The sequence below is a fragment of the Aliiroseovarius zhejiangensis genome (assembly GCF_014656375.1).
Taxonomy (GTDB): Bacteria; Pseudomonadota; Alphaproteobacteria; order Rhodobacterales; family Rhodobacteraceae; genus Aliiroseovarius; species Aliiroseovarius zhejiangensis.
Genome location: NZ_BNCH01000002.1, coordinates 507,760 through 524,148 on the forward strand (window position 1 = coordinate 507,760; position 16,389 = coordinate 524,148).

Genomic DNA, 16,389 nt, shown 5'->3' on the forward strand with positions numbered 1-16,389 from the left:
GCCCAAGGACCGCCGTCTGCACCTGTCAGGCGGCGGTTTTCATTTACGGTCAGGTCAAAAGGGCCGCGAAGACCGCCAGCGCCGCAATTTCAGCAATCTGCTGGCTGGCACCCAATATGTCACCGGTCTGGCCTCCGATCTTCTGGCGGGCCAAGGCGGCCAGCAGAAGGCTGCTGAGCCCCGTCCAGAAAAACAGCGCAACCAGCGCATAGGGTGTCAGGATCAGCGCAACCAGCAGGGTGCAGCCAAGCGCCAGCAGCAACGTCTGCCGAGGCACCCGCCCGACAGTCTGCGACAGGCCCCCGGAACGCGCGTTGGGCAGCATGGCCAACAGTGCCACCATTGGCGTCCGGCTGACAGCTCCGACGGTCAGAAGCGCCCAGAACGCGCCCTCGGACGGCAGGATCACGGCCAGCGCCGCGGCGCGCAACCCAAGCGACAGGACCAGCGCAATCACGCCATAGGCGCCGATGCGGCTGTCTTTCATGATCTCAAGCCGCCGTGCGCGCGTGGCGCCCCCCCACAACCCGTCGGCGGTATCGGCCAGACCGTCCTCATGCATGGCCCCGGTCATCATGATCTGCACCACCAGCGCCGCCAGCGCCGCCCAAAGCGGTGGCAAGTCCAGCCCGAGGGCAACCAGCCCGACCGCCGCGCCCAGCCCGGCCGGGATCAGCCCGACAAGCGGCCAGGCCCAGGCCGACCGGGCGCCGCGCTTGACCGCCGCACCCGTATCCAGCCGCACCGGCAACCGCGTCAGCAGCCCAATGGCGGCGGGAAGATCCACGCGCGTCGCCAGCGCCTCGTCATCCTGGGGGCGAATGTCGTCTTTGGTCATTTTTGGTCTGTTGCGGTCTGGTTGTGCATCACCGCCATGGGTAAAGAGGGTGGCAACGGGAATCAATCAGGAACCACGACATGAGCACCGCACCGTTCGCCACGCTTGCCGATTTCAAAGCCTTGCTGACAGGGGCACCCGGCCCCGACACAGCGGCACGGGCAGCGGCAGAGGCGCGCAATGGCCAGTTGACCAAGCCCCCCGGCGCGCTGGGGCGGCTAGAGGATCTGGCGATCTGGTACGGAAGCTGGCGCGGCACCGGGCGGCCTGTGATCAACGCGCCGCAAGTCATTGTGTTTGCAGGAAACCACGGTGTCACGGCACAGGGGGTCTCGGCCTTCCCGGCAGAGGTGACCGAGCAGATGGTTCTGAACTTCCAACACGGCGGCGCGGCGATCAACCAGTTGTCCAGAACCTTCGGGGCGAAGATGGATGTTCATGCATTGGCGCTGGACCACCCAACTGCCGATTTCACCCAAGGCCCCGCGATGAGCGAGGCGGACCTGCTTGCGGCCCTGGCGACGGGGTGGACCGCAGTGGACGCGTCCACCGACTTGCTCGTGGTCGGCGATATGGGGATCGGCAACACCACCGCCGCCGCGGCGATCGCGCATGCGCTTTTCGGCGGCACGGGCGCCGATTGGGCCGGGCGTGGCACGGGTGTCGATGACGCGGGCGTTGCGTTGAAGGCGCGGGTCGTGGAAGCGGGTCTGGCGCAGAACCCGACGGCCAAAGGGGACGGCGTCGAGGCGCTGCGCTGCCTTGGCGGACGAGAACTGGCCGCAATGGCCGGCGCCATGGCACGCGCGCGGGTCGAGCGCATTCCGGTGATCCTGGACGGGTTCATTTGCTCGGCGGCGGCAGCGTGCTTGCAGCAGATTTCAGCTTCGGCGCTTGATCACGCCGTGGCTGGGCATGTTTCGGCGGAAGGCGCGCATGGCGCGGTACTGAAGGCCCTTGGGAAAGAGCCCCTGCTGTCGCTGGGTATGCGTCTGGGCGAAGGGTCGGGGGCGGCTTTGGCCATCTCCATCCTGCAAGGTGCGGTGGCTTGTCATTCCGGCATGGCGACCTTTGCCGAGGCGGGCGTTTCGGACGGTTGATGCCTATCCGTGATCCGTGGGCAGGGGCGTGTCCTGTTTGACGTGATCCAGCACGATCTGGCTTTGCACCCGCGCCACCGACGGGTGCGGCAGCAGCACCTCGTGAATCAGCACGTTCAGCGCGCCAAGGTCGGTGCAATAAACCCGCATCAGATAGTCGGAGTTTCCGGTCAGGGTCCAGACCGATGTGATCTCGCTGCGCAGGTTGACCAGTCGCAGAAAGGCGCGCGCGGACTCGGGTGATTGGCTTTCCATCTGCACTTGCACGAAGGCCTGCACCTGCAGCCCCAGCCGCGCCGGGTCAAGCCGCGCGGCATAGGCGCGGATATAGCCTTGCTCCTCAAGCCGCTGCCGTCTGCGCCCGGCTTGGCTGGCTGACAGGTTCAGATGCTCGCCCAGATCCTGCGCTGTCATCTGCGCGTTGCGCTGCAACGTCTTGAGCAGTTTGCGATCCGTTTCATCCATACGCGTATATCCCGCAATATCTGGTCTAGTGTGCGTAAAGTGCGCAAAATACCCATGAAATCATGCAAAGAATGCGCGGAAAATTCAAGCATAATGCAGGATAGTCACTCCATAACGTGTTAACGAACAGGAGTGAGCCAATGGGTCCGTTTCCACATGACGCGCCACGCGCCGAAATCAATGCCGAAAACCCCGCCGGGACAGACGGGTTCGAGTTTGTCGAATTTGCCCATCCCGAACCGCAAGAGCTGCGCGATCTGTTCGCCAAGATGGGGTTTGAACACACCGCCAACCACAAAGCGCGCAAGATCGAGCTGTGGCAGCAGGGCGATGTCAGCTATCTGATCAACATGGAGCCCGGCAGCCACGCTGCAGAGTTCATCGCCAAACACGGCCCCTGCGCGCCGTCGATGGGCTGGCGGGTTGTCGATGCCCAGCACGCCTTCGATCACGCGGTCAAGATGGGCGCCAAGCCCTATGAAGGCGACGGCAAGGCCATGGACGTGCCTGCGATCTATGGCATTGGTGGGTCGCTGATCTATTTCATCGACCAGTATTTCGACACCAGTGCCTATAATGAGGAATTCGACTGGATTTCGAACGCCCATCCCAAAGGCGTCGGTTTCTATTACCTCGACCACCTGACCCACAACGTGTTCAAGGGGAACATGGATGTTTGGTTCAAATTCTATGGTGATCTGTTCAGCTTCCGTGAAATCCGGTTCTTTGACATTCAGGGCAAGCATAGCGGGCTTTACAGCCGCGCGCTGACCTCGCCCTGTGGCAAGATCCGCATCCCGATCAACGAAGACCGGGGCGAAAAGGGGCAGATCGTCGCCTATCTTGAAAAATATAAAGGCGAAGGCATTCAGCACATCGCGGTCGGGACCGAAGACATCTATGCCTCGGTCGATGAGATCGCATCGCGTGGTCTGAAGTTCATGCCCGGCCCGAACGAGACCTATTACGACATGTCCTATGACCGGGTGAAAGATCACGAGGAACCCAAGGACAAGATGATGAAGCACGGCATCCTGATCGACGGCGAAGGCGTGGTCGGAGGGGGCGAGACGCGCATCCTGCTGCAAATCTTCTCGAAAACCGTGATTGGGCCGATTTTCTTCGAGTTCATTCAGCGTAAAGGCGATGACGGGTTTGGCGAAGGCAACTTCAAAGCCCTGTTCGAATCCATCGAACGCGAGCAGATCGAGAACGGAGAGTTGGGCGACGTGGCCTGACCCCCAATCTGCATAATCGAATTGAAGCGCCCGGTGGTCCATCTGCCGGGCGTTTTATCGTTCAACCGAAAGGCAGCACCTCTAACGTGATGGACCGCGACCCTTTCTTGTAGACCAGCGCCGTGGCCGAGATCGACACGACCTTGCCGCCGTCCAATCGGCTGCCGACGCCCACTTTCTGATAGCGGCCGGAGGGCAGGCGGACGAGCGCCCGGCGGGAAGAGGACGATCCATAAATGCCGATCAGGCTGATCTTGCGCAGGTTGATCGCATTCTTGATCGTGGCCTGCTTGGCAACCGATGTGCGCGTCGGGATGCTGGGCGTCACGCTTTGTTGTGCCGACGCGGCGGCCACGGCAACCGATCCGTCCGACGCATCGTCGCGGGCGGCGTTGCTGCGGGCGACGATGCGGTTGAACCCTGACGGGCGGTGGCGCGGCTCAAGCGATGTGGCGATGGCCTGTTCGGTCGGGGCGATGATCCCGGCCGTGGATGGGTTGCCCGCTTCCTGATTGGCGGAAGGTTCGCCCGCGGCTTGCAGCGCGGCGGTGATGGCGGCGGCCTGAACCGCGGCCTGCGGTGTGGTCGGGCGCGCGCGGGGACGCAAAACGGCCAGTTCGGTTCGGGTCCGACCACCCAGCAGCAGACGTTCGTTGCCTTCGATCAGCCCCTCGGGCCGGGCGCGCGGGCGCACACGCGGAAGGGTGGTGGTGGCATCCACAGTGGCTTCGGTGGCAGGGGCGGTGACCGCGCTGCCGGGGCGTGGCGCAGGCACAAGCGCGGGCTTGCCGGCAAAGACCATGATCCCCTCTGGCGTCAGCGCACCATCAGGCGTGGCGATGACGAGACCGTTTTCGTCCAGCGCGAAAGTGGTCCCCAATGGCGGAGGCGGGGCGGTATTGATCTCTGCCGCCGCCCCTGCGGGCAGGGTCGCGTCAGGCAGGGCCACGGCATCCTGCGCCGTTGTGGCCGGGTCGATCGACGCGATATAGAGGTCATCCAGATCGGTGGTTTCAGGGCTGGTCAGTGGTTCGGGCGCGCGTTGCCAGATGCCGGTCGCCGCGTATCGGGCCTGAGCGGCCTCTGGCGTCAGCGGATCATGTGCGCCAGATACGCCCGACGACGCGGGGGCCGGATCGGCGTCGCCATCCGGGGCGGTGGCGATACCGTCCTGTGCGTCATCCGGTAGGCTGGCATCCGGTTCGACCGAGATCGCGGCCTCGAACGGATCATCACGTTCGGGAAACAGCCAGGTGGTGCTGTCGTTCAGGAAGAACATCGACCAGATCGCCACGATGGCCATGAGAAGCAGAAGGCCCAGAACCAGAAACAGGCCCAGATATCTGGGCTTGCCGCCGACCGCCTGCGTCTGCCTGGCACCAAAAACGGTCATTGTTTCGGCTTCGCGGGCGCGTGGCGAGGGGGCTCTGGCAGGCTTCGGCCCGCGCGCGTGGGGCGTAGCCGGGCCGTCACCCATACGCGGCGGAGGCGGCGCGACGGCGGTGTCGCTGGGGTGGGTGCTGTCGTCGCTCTGGCCCGTGTCGCGTTTACGCAATTTGGCAAACGATACTTTGGGCCTGTCCGCCGGACCCGCGTCGGATTTTTCGCGCCGGCGGTCATCGAATTTCTGCGCCGCCTTGCGCCCGAACTTGCCCGCAGCATCCGCCGCACTGGCCAGACCTGACGCCCCCTTGCGGGCCGCAGCGGTCAGTTTTTCGGCCCCCTTGCGGTCGCCCGCGCCGGGTTCCTTCCGCCCGCGTTTGCCAGATGCAGGCGAAGGGGTCAGTGCAGGATCATCACCAAACGCGACGGGCGCAGTCACAGGCACATGGACGGGTGTTTGAACCGGCGGTTCGGCGGGGGTGGGCGGCGGCGGCGCCTTGCCATCCGGTGCCGTACGGTCGACCCCAAAGGACAGACGGGGTTTGACTTCGATCCCGGTGGGTTCGGGCGCAGGGGGGCTGGAGCGGTCTGCGGCAACCGCCGCCTTGCCCGGCTCATAGTCATCTGTCCGGCGGGACGAGAAGGTCGGGGCGTCGGACGTGTCGGGGGCGACGGCTTCGGACGCATTGTCCGGCGCCAATGGCGGCGGGGGTGGGGGTACGATGCCCGATATTTTTGTCCGGGCGTCTTTCGCGGCAGGCAGCGATGCGGTGTCTTCAGACGACGGCGCGTCTGTTCCGGCATCGGGTGTGGCGGGTGACGCGGTCGGGACGGGTTTCGCCGGTGCATCGACTGCCGGAGGACGGACCGGGGCGGGTTCACTCTTTCCAACACCTCCGGCCTGCGGTTCGGACTTGGACACAGGCTCGGGCGAAGGCTCGGGAAAAGGCTCGGATACAGGCGTTGGCGCGGGTGTCGATGAGCCGGCAGGCGCAGACGCGGGCGGCGCGGACGGTCCGCTGGGCGCGGGCACGTCGGGGGTTGGCGGAAAGGGTGCAAGCTCGGGCAAGGGAGTCCCCCCGGCAGAGCTTTTGGCGTCCGTACCGGTCGTCGCGGGCTGGTCCGTCTGCGCCGCATCCCGGGCTGACAGCTTTGCCTGCCGGTTGTCAGCCAGACCGCCCAGAACGGCGGGCACCGGCGCGTTGTCGGGTTCAACCGTGGCGCGCCCCTTTGCCACGGCGCTGTTTGTGGGGCCAAAGAACGCCTCGCCCTCGAAACTGCCCGACGGACGGGCCACGAAGCTGAGCGGGTTCAGCTTGTGGTCATTGGCAAAGGTTTCCGCCTCGTCCAGTGTTTCGCGCGCCACGACGGCCACGTGAACCATTCCGTCTTCCTGCGGATCGGCGCGCCAGTCAAAGACCAGATCGTCAACTTCATAGGGGGTCAGACCCTCAAGCCCTTCGCGAATGCGCGCCACACGGGTCGCATCGTCGGGGCCGGGCGCGGTCATGCTGGTGAACAAAAGCTGCGAGGGCGGGATGATCAGCTTGCAGGAAAACCCGCCGCTTTCCAGATCAGCCGCCTTGCGGCGCAACAGGTCCAGCCCGCTGGACAGGTCGGGATGATCCAGCGACACCTCGCCCACCAAGACCCAGCCGCCCTTGCCGCGATGGACAAGGCCGATGCCGTCATGGCTGAGATCAAGCGCAAAATTGGGCTTCATGTCGTTTGTCGTCCTGCTAACACCCGTCCGGAAAATGCCGGACCCCCCGAACGTGCAGATAAAACCCACTGGCTGGGCGCACCTCTTTGAAACTATAGCAGCTTTTCGCTCATGAAAAGGGCAGCCGGTATTCCTGTCTTGCACCCGGCAAAGATCGGCGCAGAGTGGCCCAAAACAGGAGAGCAAGATGCGGAAAATGATAGCGGTTTTGGGTCTGATGATGACGACGGCATCGCCAGTCTGGGCGGATGACGCGGGCGCGCGGTTGACCGTTACCGGGCAGGGCATCGCCGAGGTTCAGCCCGACATGGCGCGGATCAGCCTTGGCGTGACGAAAGAAGCGACCGAGGCAGGCGCTGCGCTGGATCAGGTCGCGCAGGTCGCACAGGATATCTTTGCGCGGCTGACCGAACAGGGGATCGAGCCGCGTGATATGCAAAGTTCGCAGATCAACCTGTCACCGAAATATGACTACAACCGCAACGCGGACGGCCCACCGAAACTGGTGGGGTTCACCGCCAACACGATGGTGTCGGTGCGGGTGCGCGATTTGGACAAGTTGGGGTCAATCATGTCGGCGGTGACGGCGGATGGGGCCAATCAACTCAATGGGTTGCAGTTCGATCTTCAGGATCGTGGTCCAGCCGAGGATATGGCGCGCACGAACGCCGTCAACGATGCAATGGCGCGGGCGAAGGTGCTGGCGGAGGCGGCAGGTGTGAAGCTGGGGTCAGTCGTGTCGATCCAGGAAGGCGGCGGATATTCCCCTGCGCCCGCCTTTGGCCGTATGGCGATGGAAGCCGCGCAATCGGATATGCCGATTGCGGCGGGTGAGCTTGAGATCGGATCAAGCGTGACCATGGTGTTTGAGCTGGATCAGGAATGACGTGCAACAGACTGATAGTAAAACAGAAAAGGCCGCATCCTATGCGGCCTTTTCCCGTATGAAGGTTCGGTTTACGCCGTGGCCTTCGCCAGCGCCTGATCCAGATCGGCGATGATGTCTTCGGCATCCTCGGTCCCGATGGAAATGCGCACAACGTTGGGGGCTGCGCCTGCGGCCTCTTGCTGCTCGGGCGACAACTGCCGGTGGGTGGTGGACGCCGAGTGGATGATCAAGGACCGCGTGTCGCCAAGGTTGGCCACATGGCTGAACAGTTCCAGACTGTCCACCAGTTTGACGCAAGCGTCATAGCCACCTTTCACAGCAACCGTGAACAGCGCACCCGCGCCTTTCGGGCAGACGGTCGCCACGCGGTGTTTGTAGGGCGAGCTGTCCAGCCCGGCATAGGTCACGGCATCCACGCGCGGGTCAGCCTCAAGCCATTTGGCGACTTTCTCGGCGTTGGCGACGTGTTTTTCCATGCGCAGCGACAGGGTTTCGATCCCCATCAGCGTGTAATGCGCCGCTTGCGGGTTCATCGTCATGCCCAGATCGCGCAGGCCGATGGCGATGGAGTGGAAGGTGAAGGCCATCGGGCCTAGTGCCTCGGCGAAAACCAAGCCGTGATAGGCCGGCTCTGGCTGGCTGAGCGACGGGAACTTGTCCGACGCCATCCAGTCGAACTTACCCGAATCCACCACGCAGCCGCCCATGACGGTGCCGTTGCCGGTCAGGTATTTGGTGGTCGAATGCACGACCAGCGTCGCCCCCAGCGAGATCGGATTGCACAGGTAAGGTGTGGCCGATGTGTTGTCGACGACCAGCGGCACGCCGGCCTTGTCGGCAATCGCGGCAATCGCTGGAATGTCGGTGATGTAACCGCCGGGGTTGGCGATGGATTCACAGAACACCGCGCGGGTGTTGTCGTCGATGGCGGCGGCCACCGCAGCCTCGTCATCGAAATCGACGAATTTGGTTTCCCAGCCGAAACGTTTGATCGTCTGGCTGAACTGCGTGACCGTGCCGCCGTAAAGACGGGTCGAGGCGACCAGGTTCTTGCCCGGCCCCATCAGGGGAAACAGTGCCATGATCTGCGCGGCGTGACCCGAGGAACAGCAAACAGCGCCTGCGCCGCCTTCAAGGGCTGCGATGCGGTTCTGCAGCGCGCCGACAGTGGGGTTGGTCAGGCGGGAATAGATGTATCCGACCTCTTCCAGATTGAACAAACGCGCGGCGTGTTCGGCGTCTTTGAACACATAGGCGGTGGTCTGGTAAATCGGCACCTGACGGGCACCCGTCGCGGGGTCAGGCTCGGTCCCTGCGTGGATTTGCAGTGTGTCAAAGCCCAGTTGGCGGTCGTCGGACATGGATGTCTCCCTTGTTTTGTTGCGCGCAGGCTAGGGCAAAGGGCGCGGGGCTTCAACGGGTCAAAGACGCAGGAATGGTCCAATTTGCGCATCGGAACCATGTCCGGCCCTGCGCTTTCGGGTGGTCCTTTTTTCGCGCCCTGCTATGATTTTCAGAACCTTTTTTCGGAGCCTTCCATGCTGACCCCGTTCCACCTTGCCATCAATGTCACCGATCTGGATGCCGCGCGTGCCTTTTATCGCGATTTGCTGGGGTGCGAGGAGGGACGATCGACCGATTCCTGGGTCGATTTCAGTTTTTCCGGTCATCAACTCAGCCTGCATCTGGGCACGCCATTTGTGACGGCGGACACCGGTAAGGTCGGCGCGCATATGGTTGCGATGCCGCATTTCGGCGTGGTGCTGGCGTATGATGACTGGCGCGCGCTGGCAGATCGGCTTGAGGCAAATGGCACCGAATGGGTGATCCCGCCGACCGTCCGGTTTGAAGGCGAGGCGGGGGAACAATGGACCATGTTCTTTCGCGACCCGTCCGGCAACCCGATCGAGGTGAAAGGCTTTCGCGATCTTGAACAGGTCTTTCACAGGTGATGCGCGTGGGCGACTGCGCAGAAATCTTCCGATCAATCGCCGTACAAGAAAAACACTTGTATTCCAGACGCAAGAGCCCCATGTAGGGCCTGCGACGTTACCACTATCGACTACACTGCTCCTGAAGGCTCAGTCTCTCGATCTTGTACTGACTTTGCCGACCTGCCGCATAACGTGGGCAGACTAACTAGGAGAAGAACTATGGCTACTGGAACCGTCAAATGGTTTAACGCAACCAAAGGTTTTGGCTTTATTGCACCCGAAACAGGTGGCAAAGACGTATTTGTGCACATTTCTGCTGTCGAGCGCGCAGGCCTGACCGGTCTGGCAGACGACCAGAAAGTGACTTTCGACATCGAGCCCGGCCGTGACGGCCGCGAAAGCGCGACGAATATCGCTCTGGCATAAGGACCGGCCCTTGAGCCAGTCCTTTGCAGACAAAGAAGGCGTATCGGAAACGATGCGCCTTTTTCGTTTGCGCGGGCAGCCCGGTCACCGCATCCAGAACCCTTCGCGCTTGATCATGTTGCGGATCTTCTGTTCGCGCCGGGGCAGGGCGTCGCGATCAAACATGGCACGCACTTTCTGGCCACGCCCCTGATAGATCATCCGCTTCATCGGCTCGTATTCCTTCAGGATCTTCTTGATCTTGTTGGGCGCAGACGCGGTTTCGATCACATCAATCACCCGGTCGCTTTCGCGCGCATAGGCCAGGGGCAGGATGCGCCAGTGACAGGTGATGTCGCCGTCCAGCCCATCCAGTTCCGGCCCCGGACGACCCCCTCCGAAACTTGACACGACGAGGGGCAGGGCGATCTGATCGAGCCACGGAAACAGTTCTTGACAGACCAGCGCGTCGGGCCGGTCATCGCGGATCGCACACGCATAGTCCAGAAATCTCTGCCCGAATGCCTGCGGGCAGGGGCCAAAGAACCAGCCCGCGTTGAAATAAAGATAGCGTTGCCAGTATTCGTCCGGCTGGCTCAGGTCCAGCGACGCAGCATAATCCAGCCCGAACTTGTCATACAGCGATTTCCACGTCTCGCCATAGCCCGGCCCGTAAAGCTCCACCTTAGGCCATGTCCCCTCGCGCTTCATCGAAGCGGATGGGTGGGCAAAATCGAACGGCACCTGTGACAACGGACCGGTGATCACTGTGTCGGTATCGAAAAACACGAACGGCACCCCTTCGGGCATTGCAGAAAGCGCCTCGATCTTGTTGCCATTGGGGTAGTCATGTCCGAAATGATGGTTCTTGAAGGGAATGATCCGGGCACCCAGCGCTTCCAGCGCCTCGCGGATATGGAGTTTAAGACGCGGATCGTTCGGCCAGAGGTCCGATGGTTGCGGTTCGGCCACCAGCAACTCCCCACGAAAACCCGGATCCGACAGGCGCAGGGACGCGGCAAACAGCAGCGCTTCATAGGACAAGCGCCCCGCCTGAGCGACGATCACGATGTTGAAATCAGGGCATGTTTTCGCCGATTTTTCGGGGGCGGTGGTCATCTGTGCTTTGCCTGCTCTTGGTGTTTGGGGCAGTATAGGCACCATGGGTGCGAGTCTGAAAGCGTTTCAGACCGGGCGCAGGTCTGTCGGGCTGGCGGCGCGGGGCAGCGACCGTGCATCACATTGTAAACATTGGCGTGTCACTGTGCCCTTGAAGGAGTTGAGTATGCTGAGAACACTGACCACAACGGCCTTTCTTGTGGGATTTGCGGTGCCGGCACAGGCACAGAACTTCACCACGGCGAACGAGGTGCGACCCATTCTCGACGCCACCAAGGGCAGTTGGGTCGCCGTGCGCGAATATGACGGCAAGGATCTGTTGTATTTCACGCATCTGCTGGCATGGCGCTGCGGGCTGGACCAGATCCATTATGCGCTGAATGGCGGGAGTGAACGGCAGTTCGACGCTGAACCGTGCTATGAGGACGAGCCGCAGCCCAATGCGATCAAGGCGGAAGACAAACTGCCCTATGTCGCATTCGACCTGAAGTCGATCGACTTGGTGTCGGTGCGGCTGGTCTATGATGACGGGACCGAGGCGGTGACCAGCTATGAACGTGCGCAGATCATGACGCCCTGATGGGCGCGGGCGGCGGTCATGGCGCGTCGCCAAACCCGCCGAAACGGCCGGCATGAAAGGTCAACGGGCGGCCTTCATGCGCTGTGACCCGATGCACGTGCCCCAACACGATCGAATGATCCCCGGCATCGACAATCCGTTCGGTTGTGCAGTCGAAGCGTGCCAGACATGGCTCGATCACCGGCACGCCGTGAAAATCCTCGCGGCAGGACAGGCCCGAGAAATCCTCGCCCTGATGGGCAAAGCGGCGGGCGATATCGACCTGGTCATCGCACAGCAGATGGATCGCGAAATGTTCGGCGGTGACAAACGCATCGTGGCGGGCCGAGACCTTGGCCGGGCACCACAGAATCAAGGGCGGGTCCAGCGAGACCGAGGTGAAGCTGTTCACCGTCATCGCCAGCGGGCCGCGCGCGGATTTGGCCGTCACGATGGTGACGCCTGTGGTGAACAGGCCAAGGGCTGCGCGAAACGCGGCGGCGTGATCCGGGCTTGGGGTGAAATTCGTCATGACCCAGCGGTGTCCTGTCTTCCTGTTCGTCCGATTGCGGGCAACCGGGACGGTTCAGGGGCGGACCCTAGCTTGTGGAAACATGCGTGAAAAGGGCGAATGCACCCTGACGCGGCGTGGCGTTGCAATTTCGGGGCGGTTTGGCAAGGTAGGCGTCATTCGGCGACGGCAAAGCCGGAAATCAACTGCCGCAATCCAAGCGCGGCCCCGGCGACGATCGCCAGGAATGTCACCGGCGCGCCGTAGTACAGGATGGCGAATGCAGACAGGCCTTGCCCGATGGAACAGCCGAAGGCAATGACCGCGCCCAGCCCCATGATTGCCGCGCCGCCAATCTGCCGTTTCAACTCGCGCGGGTCCTCGCAGGCTTCCCATCGGAAATGCCCCTTGAACAGGCTGCCGGTGAATGCCCCGATCAGCACGCCCGCGACGCTGCCCACACCGAAGTTCAGCGATGATCCCGACGAGGTCATCAGATAGATCATCGTATCCCCCAGGGGGGCCGAGAATGTGTGGCTTTCCACCGGAGTGGGTGCAAACCCGTTGCCAAAGACCCAGGCTGTGCCGCCCCAGCCGATCACCACCGCAAGCCCGGCAATGGCCGCCCAGAACGCGGCCAGGGGGCTGTGGCGCATCTCTTTCGTGGTGAACATGGCGAGGATCAGAATGATCCCGGCCCCGATGCCGATGGCAGGGGCCGGCAGTCCCGTCAGGCTTTCCAGCTTGACCGAAAGCGACGGCAGCGCGGCGGGGTCGGCCAGCGTTTCAGGGAAGGCCAGCACCCGCAGATGGGCCAGCGGACCGGATATGGCGACATAGGCGGACAGCCCCATCACCACCACGATCACGAAGGCGAGCAGATCGCCGCCGCCCAGCCGTGCCAGCGCGCCGAAGCCGCAATTCCCCGACAAGGCCATGCCATAACCGAACATGAGACCGCCGAGGATCGAGGCCAGCGGGCTCCATCCGAGCCGCAGATAGATCGCCTCGGCCGCGGGAAGAATGCCCGTTCCGATCAGAAGATGCGTCCCGATCATCGCCACGCCGATGGCGATGCCCCACATCCGCATCCGAAGCGACGACCCGGCATAAAGCGCGTCTTCGATGGCCCCCAAGGTGCAGAACCGCCCCAGCCGGGCCGACAGGCCCAGCATCACGCCGCCCACAAGCCCGATCAGGGCGGTAAGGTTGGCGTCGCTGATCCAGTCGAACATGGGTGAATGCTCCTGTATCCCGAACCGGGAGGTGAGCCGCCAGCTTTTCGGTCAGCGGCGAAAACCGTTTGTCTGCCGTCGTCATGGACGGGGTGGGTGCGGGGCGTGGCAGGACGGAGGTTATTCGGCCGCCTTCTTCATGCCTTCCGTGTCACCGGTCGAACAAAAAAGTTCGTAGATCACTTCCAGAATGCGGCGCGGACGTTCATCCGTCAGCGAGTAGTAGATCGTCTTGCCCTCACGGCGCGGGGTCACGAGGCCCTCAAGCCTCAGGCGCGCCAGTTGCTGGGACACGGCAGCCTGACGGGCGTGCAACAGATGCTCCAGCTCGGTCACCGATTTCTCGCCGGTGACAAGGTGGCACAGGATCATCAGCCGCCCTTCGTGGCTGATTGCCTTCAGAAGAGTCGAGGCGTCGCAGGCGCTGGTCATCATCTTGTCCAGATCGTCGCTCGTCATATCCTCGCGGATGACAGGCAGTGCCATAGTGGTGTCCTTTTCGTTGATACCGCTTTGTCTTGTCATATAGACGCATTGCGGTTTTTGCAATCTGGGCGCGGTGTCGCGCCCCCGCGGCGTGGTCCGGCAGGCACAGCCGCACCGCCCGGATGGCACGCGGCTTAGTCGGGCGTCTGGTCGGTGGCCCCGGCCGGCGGCGTGGCGTCGGGTGTAAACCCGGTTTTCTCGACCAGCATCACCTTCAGAAGACCCCAGAAGAAATCCTCGCCCGGATAGCCTTCGATCCGCGCCAGTTCACCGCCGTTTTCGATCAGCAGAAAGGTCGGGGTGAACATCACCGGACGCTCCAGCGCGATGCCAAGGCTGTCAGGTCCGCCCTTGCGGCGCAGATCATGCAGTTGCACTTTGCGCAGCGGCGCGGCCTGACCCTCGGCGGTCTTGGGATAGATCGCGCCCAGTTCACGCTCCCACTTGGCGCACCAGGGGCAGCCGGGTTCTTCAACCATGACCAATTCCACCGCCAGGGCGGGCAGGGTGAAGACCCCCAGAAAGACGGCGGCCAGAACGGCACGGAAAGGCGACATGATGTAATCCTGTGGTTGAGCCGATTTCGGGAAGTGGTTGACCTTGTTTCGATACAACATCTAATTTGAATATGTCCTGAGTTCAAGGAATGGTCATGCTCGACATCTCATTCGCCGGTGCAGCCCTTGCGGGGCTGCTGTCTTTCTTCACACCCTGCATCCTGCCGATGGTGCCGTTCTATCTGTGCTATATGGCGGGCATTTCGATGAGTGAGCTGACGGGCGAGGGGCGGATCAGCCCTGGGGCGCAGCGGCGGCTGGTGATCTCGGCCATCGCGTTTGCCCTGGGGGTGACGACGATTTTCATTCTGCTGGGGCTGGGGGCGACGGCGCTGGGGTCTGCCTTTGCACGTTACAAGGAGCCGCTGAGCTATCTGGGGGCGGCGTTGCTTCTGGCGTTCGGCCTGCATTTTCTGGGCATCGTGAAGATCCCGCTTCTGTATCGCGAGGCGCGGCTGGACAGCAGCGCCGCCCCCAGCACCCTGATCGGGGCCTATCTGATGGGGCTGGCCTTCGGGTTTGGCTGGACGCCCTGTGTCGGGCCCGCGCTGGCGTCGATCCTGATGATCGCCTCGGGGATGGGGGATCTGTGGCGCGGGGCGCTGCTGTTGGCGGTGTACGGGTTGGCCATGACCACGCCCTTTGTGATCGCGGCGCTGTTTGCGCGTCCGTTTCTGGCCTGGGCCGGGCGCAATCGAAAATATCTGCCATGGGTCGAACGCACGATGGGGGTGATGCTGGTGGTCTTTGCGATTCTGATCGCCACCAACAGCGTGAACGCCATCGGGCAATTCATGTTGGAATGGATGCCCTGGTTTGGCAATATCGGCTGACCGACGGCGCGGTCCTGGCATCGGGTTGACGCTTGCCAGAAAGGCCTTGCGCAGGGCCGGGCGGGCTTAGCCCCGATTGGCGCAAATAGAAATTCAAAAATTAGAATTTGATGTTGCGGAAATTACTTAGCATGTTACGTTAGCACACAGTTGTGCACACAACGGTCATGGGAGGTATCATGAAGCGGACAACGATCACGCTTTTCGCTCTGCTTGCGGGGCTTGGGATGGCAAATGCAGAAACGGTAGCGCCTGCGGATGTCACATACGAGGACGGGGCGATCGCCCAGTCGCTGACAGGTGTCGCGGGCAACCCGACAGAGGGCGCCAAGGTCATATCGACGAAGTCGCTGGGCAACTGCGTTGCCTGTCACGAAATCACCGATCTGGCGGATGTGCCGTTCCACGGTGAAGTGGGGCCGCTGCTGGATGGCGCGGGCGACCGCTGGAGCGAAGCCGAACTGCGCGGCATCGTGGCAAATGCCAAGATGATGTTCGAAGGGTCGATGATGCCGTCATTTTACAAGACCGATGGATTCATACGCCTGGGCAATGCCTATACAGGCAAGGCCCATGAGGGCGAGGTTGAGCCGCTGCTGACAGCGCAGCAGATCGAAGATGTTGTCGCCTATCTGATGACGCTGCAATAAGCGCACGGATCGGCAAACCCTATCTACAGGAGACTCAGATGAAGTTCACACGACGTGAAGCTCTGGCACTTGGCCTCGGCGCGACTGCCGTTGCGATGTTGCCGATGCGCGCCGCCGCGGCTGCGGATGACGCGATTGCCGCCTTTACCGGCGGCGCTGACATGGGCGAGGGCGGGATCACCCTGACCGCGCCCGAGATTGCCGAGAACGGTAACACGGTTCCGATTTCGGTCGACGCGCCCGGTGCGGAAAGCATCATCGTGCTGGCCGCGGGCAACCCGACCCCGGGCGTGGCCCAGTTCAACTTTGGCGAAGCGGCAGGCAGCCAGGCAGCCTCGACCCGGATGCGGCTGGCCGGCACGCAGGACGTGATCGCCATTGCAAAGATGCCCGATGGCAGCTTCGTGAAAGCGTCATCCACGGTAAAAGTCACCATCGGCGGCTGCGGCGGCTAATCAGAGGAG

At 62.6% G+C, this 16,389-nt stretch carries 18 protein-coding genes; 9 read left to right on the forward strand and 9 right to left on the reverse strand.

What is annotated here, in order from left to right; genetic code table 11:
* Window positions 1-49: 49 nt before the first annotated feature.
* The gene (gene cobS / locus IE188_RS07170; protein WP_191285773.1) at window positions 50-838 is read right to left on the reverse strand and encodes an adenosylcobinamide-GDP ribazoletransferase; all 789 of its coding nucleotides are present in this window, start codon (window positions 836-838) and stop codon (window positions 50-52) included.
* Window positions 839-918: 80 nt separating this feature from the next.
* Here cobS and cobT point away from each other — a divergent pair, with 80 nt between their 5' ends.
* Entirely contained in the window at window positions 919-1,938 is a 1,020-nt protein-coding gene (cobT, locus tag IE188_RS07175; protein WP_191285774.1) for a nicotinate-nucleotide--dimethylbenzimidazole phosphoribosyltransferase, read from the forward strand.
* A gap of 3 nt (window positions 1,939-1,941) precedes the next feature.
* Here cobT and IE188_RS07180 read toward each other — a convergent pair whose 3' ends face one another.
* On the reverse strand, window positions 1,942-2,403 hold the full coding sequence (locus IE188_RS07180) for an Lrp/AsnC family transcriptional regulator (protein ID WP_191285775.1): 462 nt from the start codon (window positions 2,401-2,403) through the stop codon (window positions 1,942-1,944).
* A gap of 140 nt (window positions 2,404-2,543) precedes the next feature.
* On the opposite strand from IE188_RS07180, the gene hppD reads away from it, so the two are divergent.
* On the forward strand, window positions 2,544-3,641 hold the full coding sequence (gene hppD, locus IE188_RS07185) for a 4-hydroxyphenylpyruvate dioxygenase (RefSeq protein WP_191285776.1): 1,098 nt from the start codon (window positions 2,544-2,546) through the stop codon (window positions 3,639-3,641).
* A 61-nt stretch (window positions 3,642-3,702) separates the two neighbouring features.
* On the opposite strand, the gene IE188_RS07190 is transcribed toward hppD, so the two are convergent.
* Window positions 3,703-6,747, reverse strand: coding sequence for a hypothetical protein (locus tag IE188_RS07190; protein WP_191285777.1), 3,045 nt, complete (start codon window positions 6,745-6,747; stop codon window positions 3,703-3,705).
* Between the two features lie 187 nt (window positions 6,748-6,934).
* Here IE188_RS07190 and IE188_RS07195 point away from each other — a divergent pair, with 187 nt between their 5' ends.
* Window positions 6,935-7,633, forward strand: a complete 699-nt coding sequence (locus tag IE188_RS07195) for an SIMPL domain-containing protein (protein ID WP_191285778.1) — start codon at window positions 6,935-6,937, stop codon at window positions 7,631-7,633.
* Window positions 7,634-7,704: 71 nt separating this feature from the next.
* Here IE188_RS07195 and IE188_RS07200 read toward each other — a convergent pair whose 3' ends face one another.
* Window positions 7,705-8,997, reverse strand: coding sequence for an O-acetylhomoserine aminocarboxypropyltransferase/cysteine synthase family protein (locus IE188_RS07200; RefSeq protein ID WP_191285779.1), 1,293 nt, complete (start codon window positions 8,995-8,997; stop codon window positions 7,705-7,707).
* A 177-nt stretch (window positions 8,998-9,174) separates the two neighbouring features.
* Here IE188_RS07200 and IE188_RS07205 point away from each other — a divergent pair, with 177 nt between their 5' ends.
* Together IE188_RS07205 and IE188_RS07210 are read left to right on the forward strand one after the other, a co-directional pair.
* On the forward strand, window positions 9,175-9,588 hold the full coding sequence (locus tag IE188_RS07205) for a VOC family protein (protein WP_191285780.1): 414 nt from the start codon (window positions 9,175-9,177) through the stop codon (window positions 9,586-9,588).
* Between the two features lie 201 nt (window positions 9,589-9,789).
* Window positions 9,790-9,996: a cold-shock protein gene (locus IE188_RS07210; protein WP_191285781.1), complete on the forward strand. Its 207-nt coding sequence runs from the start codon at window positions 9,790-9,792 to the stop codon at window positions 9,994-9,996.
* An 84-nt stretch (window positions 9,997-10,080) separates the two neighbouring features.
* Here IE188_RS07210 and IE188_RS07215 read toward each other — a convergent pair whose 3' ends face one another.
* Window positions 10,081-11,094 carry a hypothetical protein gene (locus tag IE188_RS07215; RefSeq protein WP_191285782.1) on the reverse strand — a complete coding sequence of 338 codons (1,014 nt, stop codon included), beginning with the start codon at window positions 11,092-11,094 and terminating at the stop codon, window positions 10,081-10,083.
* A 166-nt stretch (window positions 11,095-11,260) separates the two neighbouring features.
* On the opposite strand from IE188_RS07215, the gene IE188_RS07220 reads away from it, so the two are divergent.
* Window positions 11,261-11,674 carry a hypothetical protein gene (locus IE188_RS07220; RefSeq protein WP_191285783.1) on the forward strand — a complete coding sequence of 138 codons (414 nt, stop codon included), beginning with the start codon at window positions 11,261-11,263 and terminating at the stop codon, window positions 11,672-11,674.
* A 16-nt stretch (window positions 11,675-11,690) separates the two neighbouring features.
* On the opposite strand, the gene IE188_RS07225 is transcribed toward IE188_RS07220, so the two are convergent.
* From IE188_RS07225 to IE188_RS07240, 4 genes are all read right to left on the reverse strand, one after another.
* Window positions 11,691-12,185 (reverse strand): flavin reductase family protein, encoded by a 495-nt coding sequence (locus IE188_RS07225; RefSeq protein ID WP_191285784.1) that lies wholly within the window; start codon window positions 12,183-12,185, stop codon window positions 11,691-11,693.
* A gap of 155 nt (window positions 12,186-12,340) precedes the next feature.
* Complete coding sequence (locus tag IE188_RS07230) at window positions 12,341-13,399, reverse strand: YeeE/YedE family protein (RefSeq protein WP_191285785.1); 1,059 nt, start codon at window positions 13,397-13,399, stop codon at window positions 12,341-12,343.
* A gap of 120 nt (window positions 13,400-13,519) precedes the next feature.
* Window positions 13,520-13,885 carry an ArsR/SmtB family transcription factor gene (locus IE188_RS07235; protein WP_191285786.1) on the reverse strand — a complete coding sequence of 122 codons (366 nt, stop codon included), beginning with the start codon at window positions 13,883-13,885 and terminating at the stop codon, window positions 13,520-13,522.
* A gap of 134 nt (window positions 13,886-14,019) precedes the next feature.
* The gene (locus tag IE188_RS07240) at window positions 14,020-14,442 is read right to left on the reverse strand and encodes a thioredoxin domain-containing protein (protein WP_191285787.1); all 423 of its coding nucleotides are present in this window, start codon (window positions 14,440-14,442) and stop codon (window positions 14,020-14,022) included.
* Window positions 14,443-14,537: 95 nt separating this feature from the next.
* Between IE188_RS07240 and IE188_RS07245 the strand changes: the two genes are divergently transcribed.
* The 3 genes from IE188_RS07245 (at window position 14,538) to soxY (ending at window position 16,380) form a co-directional block, all read left to right on the forward strand.
* Window positions 14,538-15,275 (forward strand): cytochrome c biogenesis CcdA family protein, encoded by a 738-nt coding sequence (locus IE188_RS07245; RefSeq protein ID WP_191285788.1) that lies wholly within the window; start codon window positions 14,538-14,540, stop codon window positions 15,273-15,275.
* A 179-nt stretch (window positions 15,276-15,454) separates the two neighbouring features.
* Entirely contained in the window at window positions 15,455-15,925 is a 471-nt protein-coding gene (soxX, locus tag IE188_RS07250; RefSeq protein ID WP_191285789.1) for a sulfur oxidation c-type cytochrome SoxX, read from the forward strand.
* 38 nt (window positions 15,926-15,963) lie between these two features.
* A complete protein-coding gene (soxY, locus tag IE188_RS07255; protein ID WP_191285790.1) occupies window positions 15,964-16,380 on the forward strand; it encodes a thiosulfate oxidation carrier protein SoxY in 417 nt (138 codons plus the stop codon).
* Window positions 16,381-16,389: the final 9 nt, after the last annotated feature.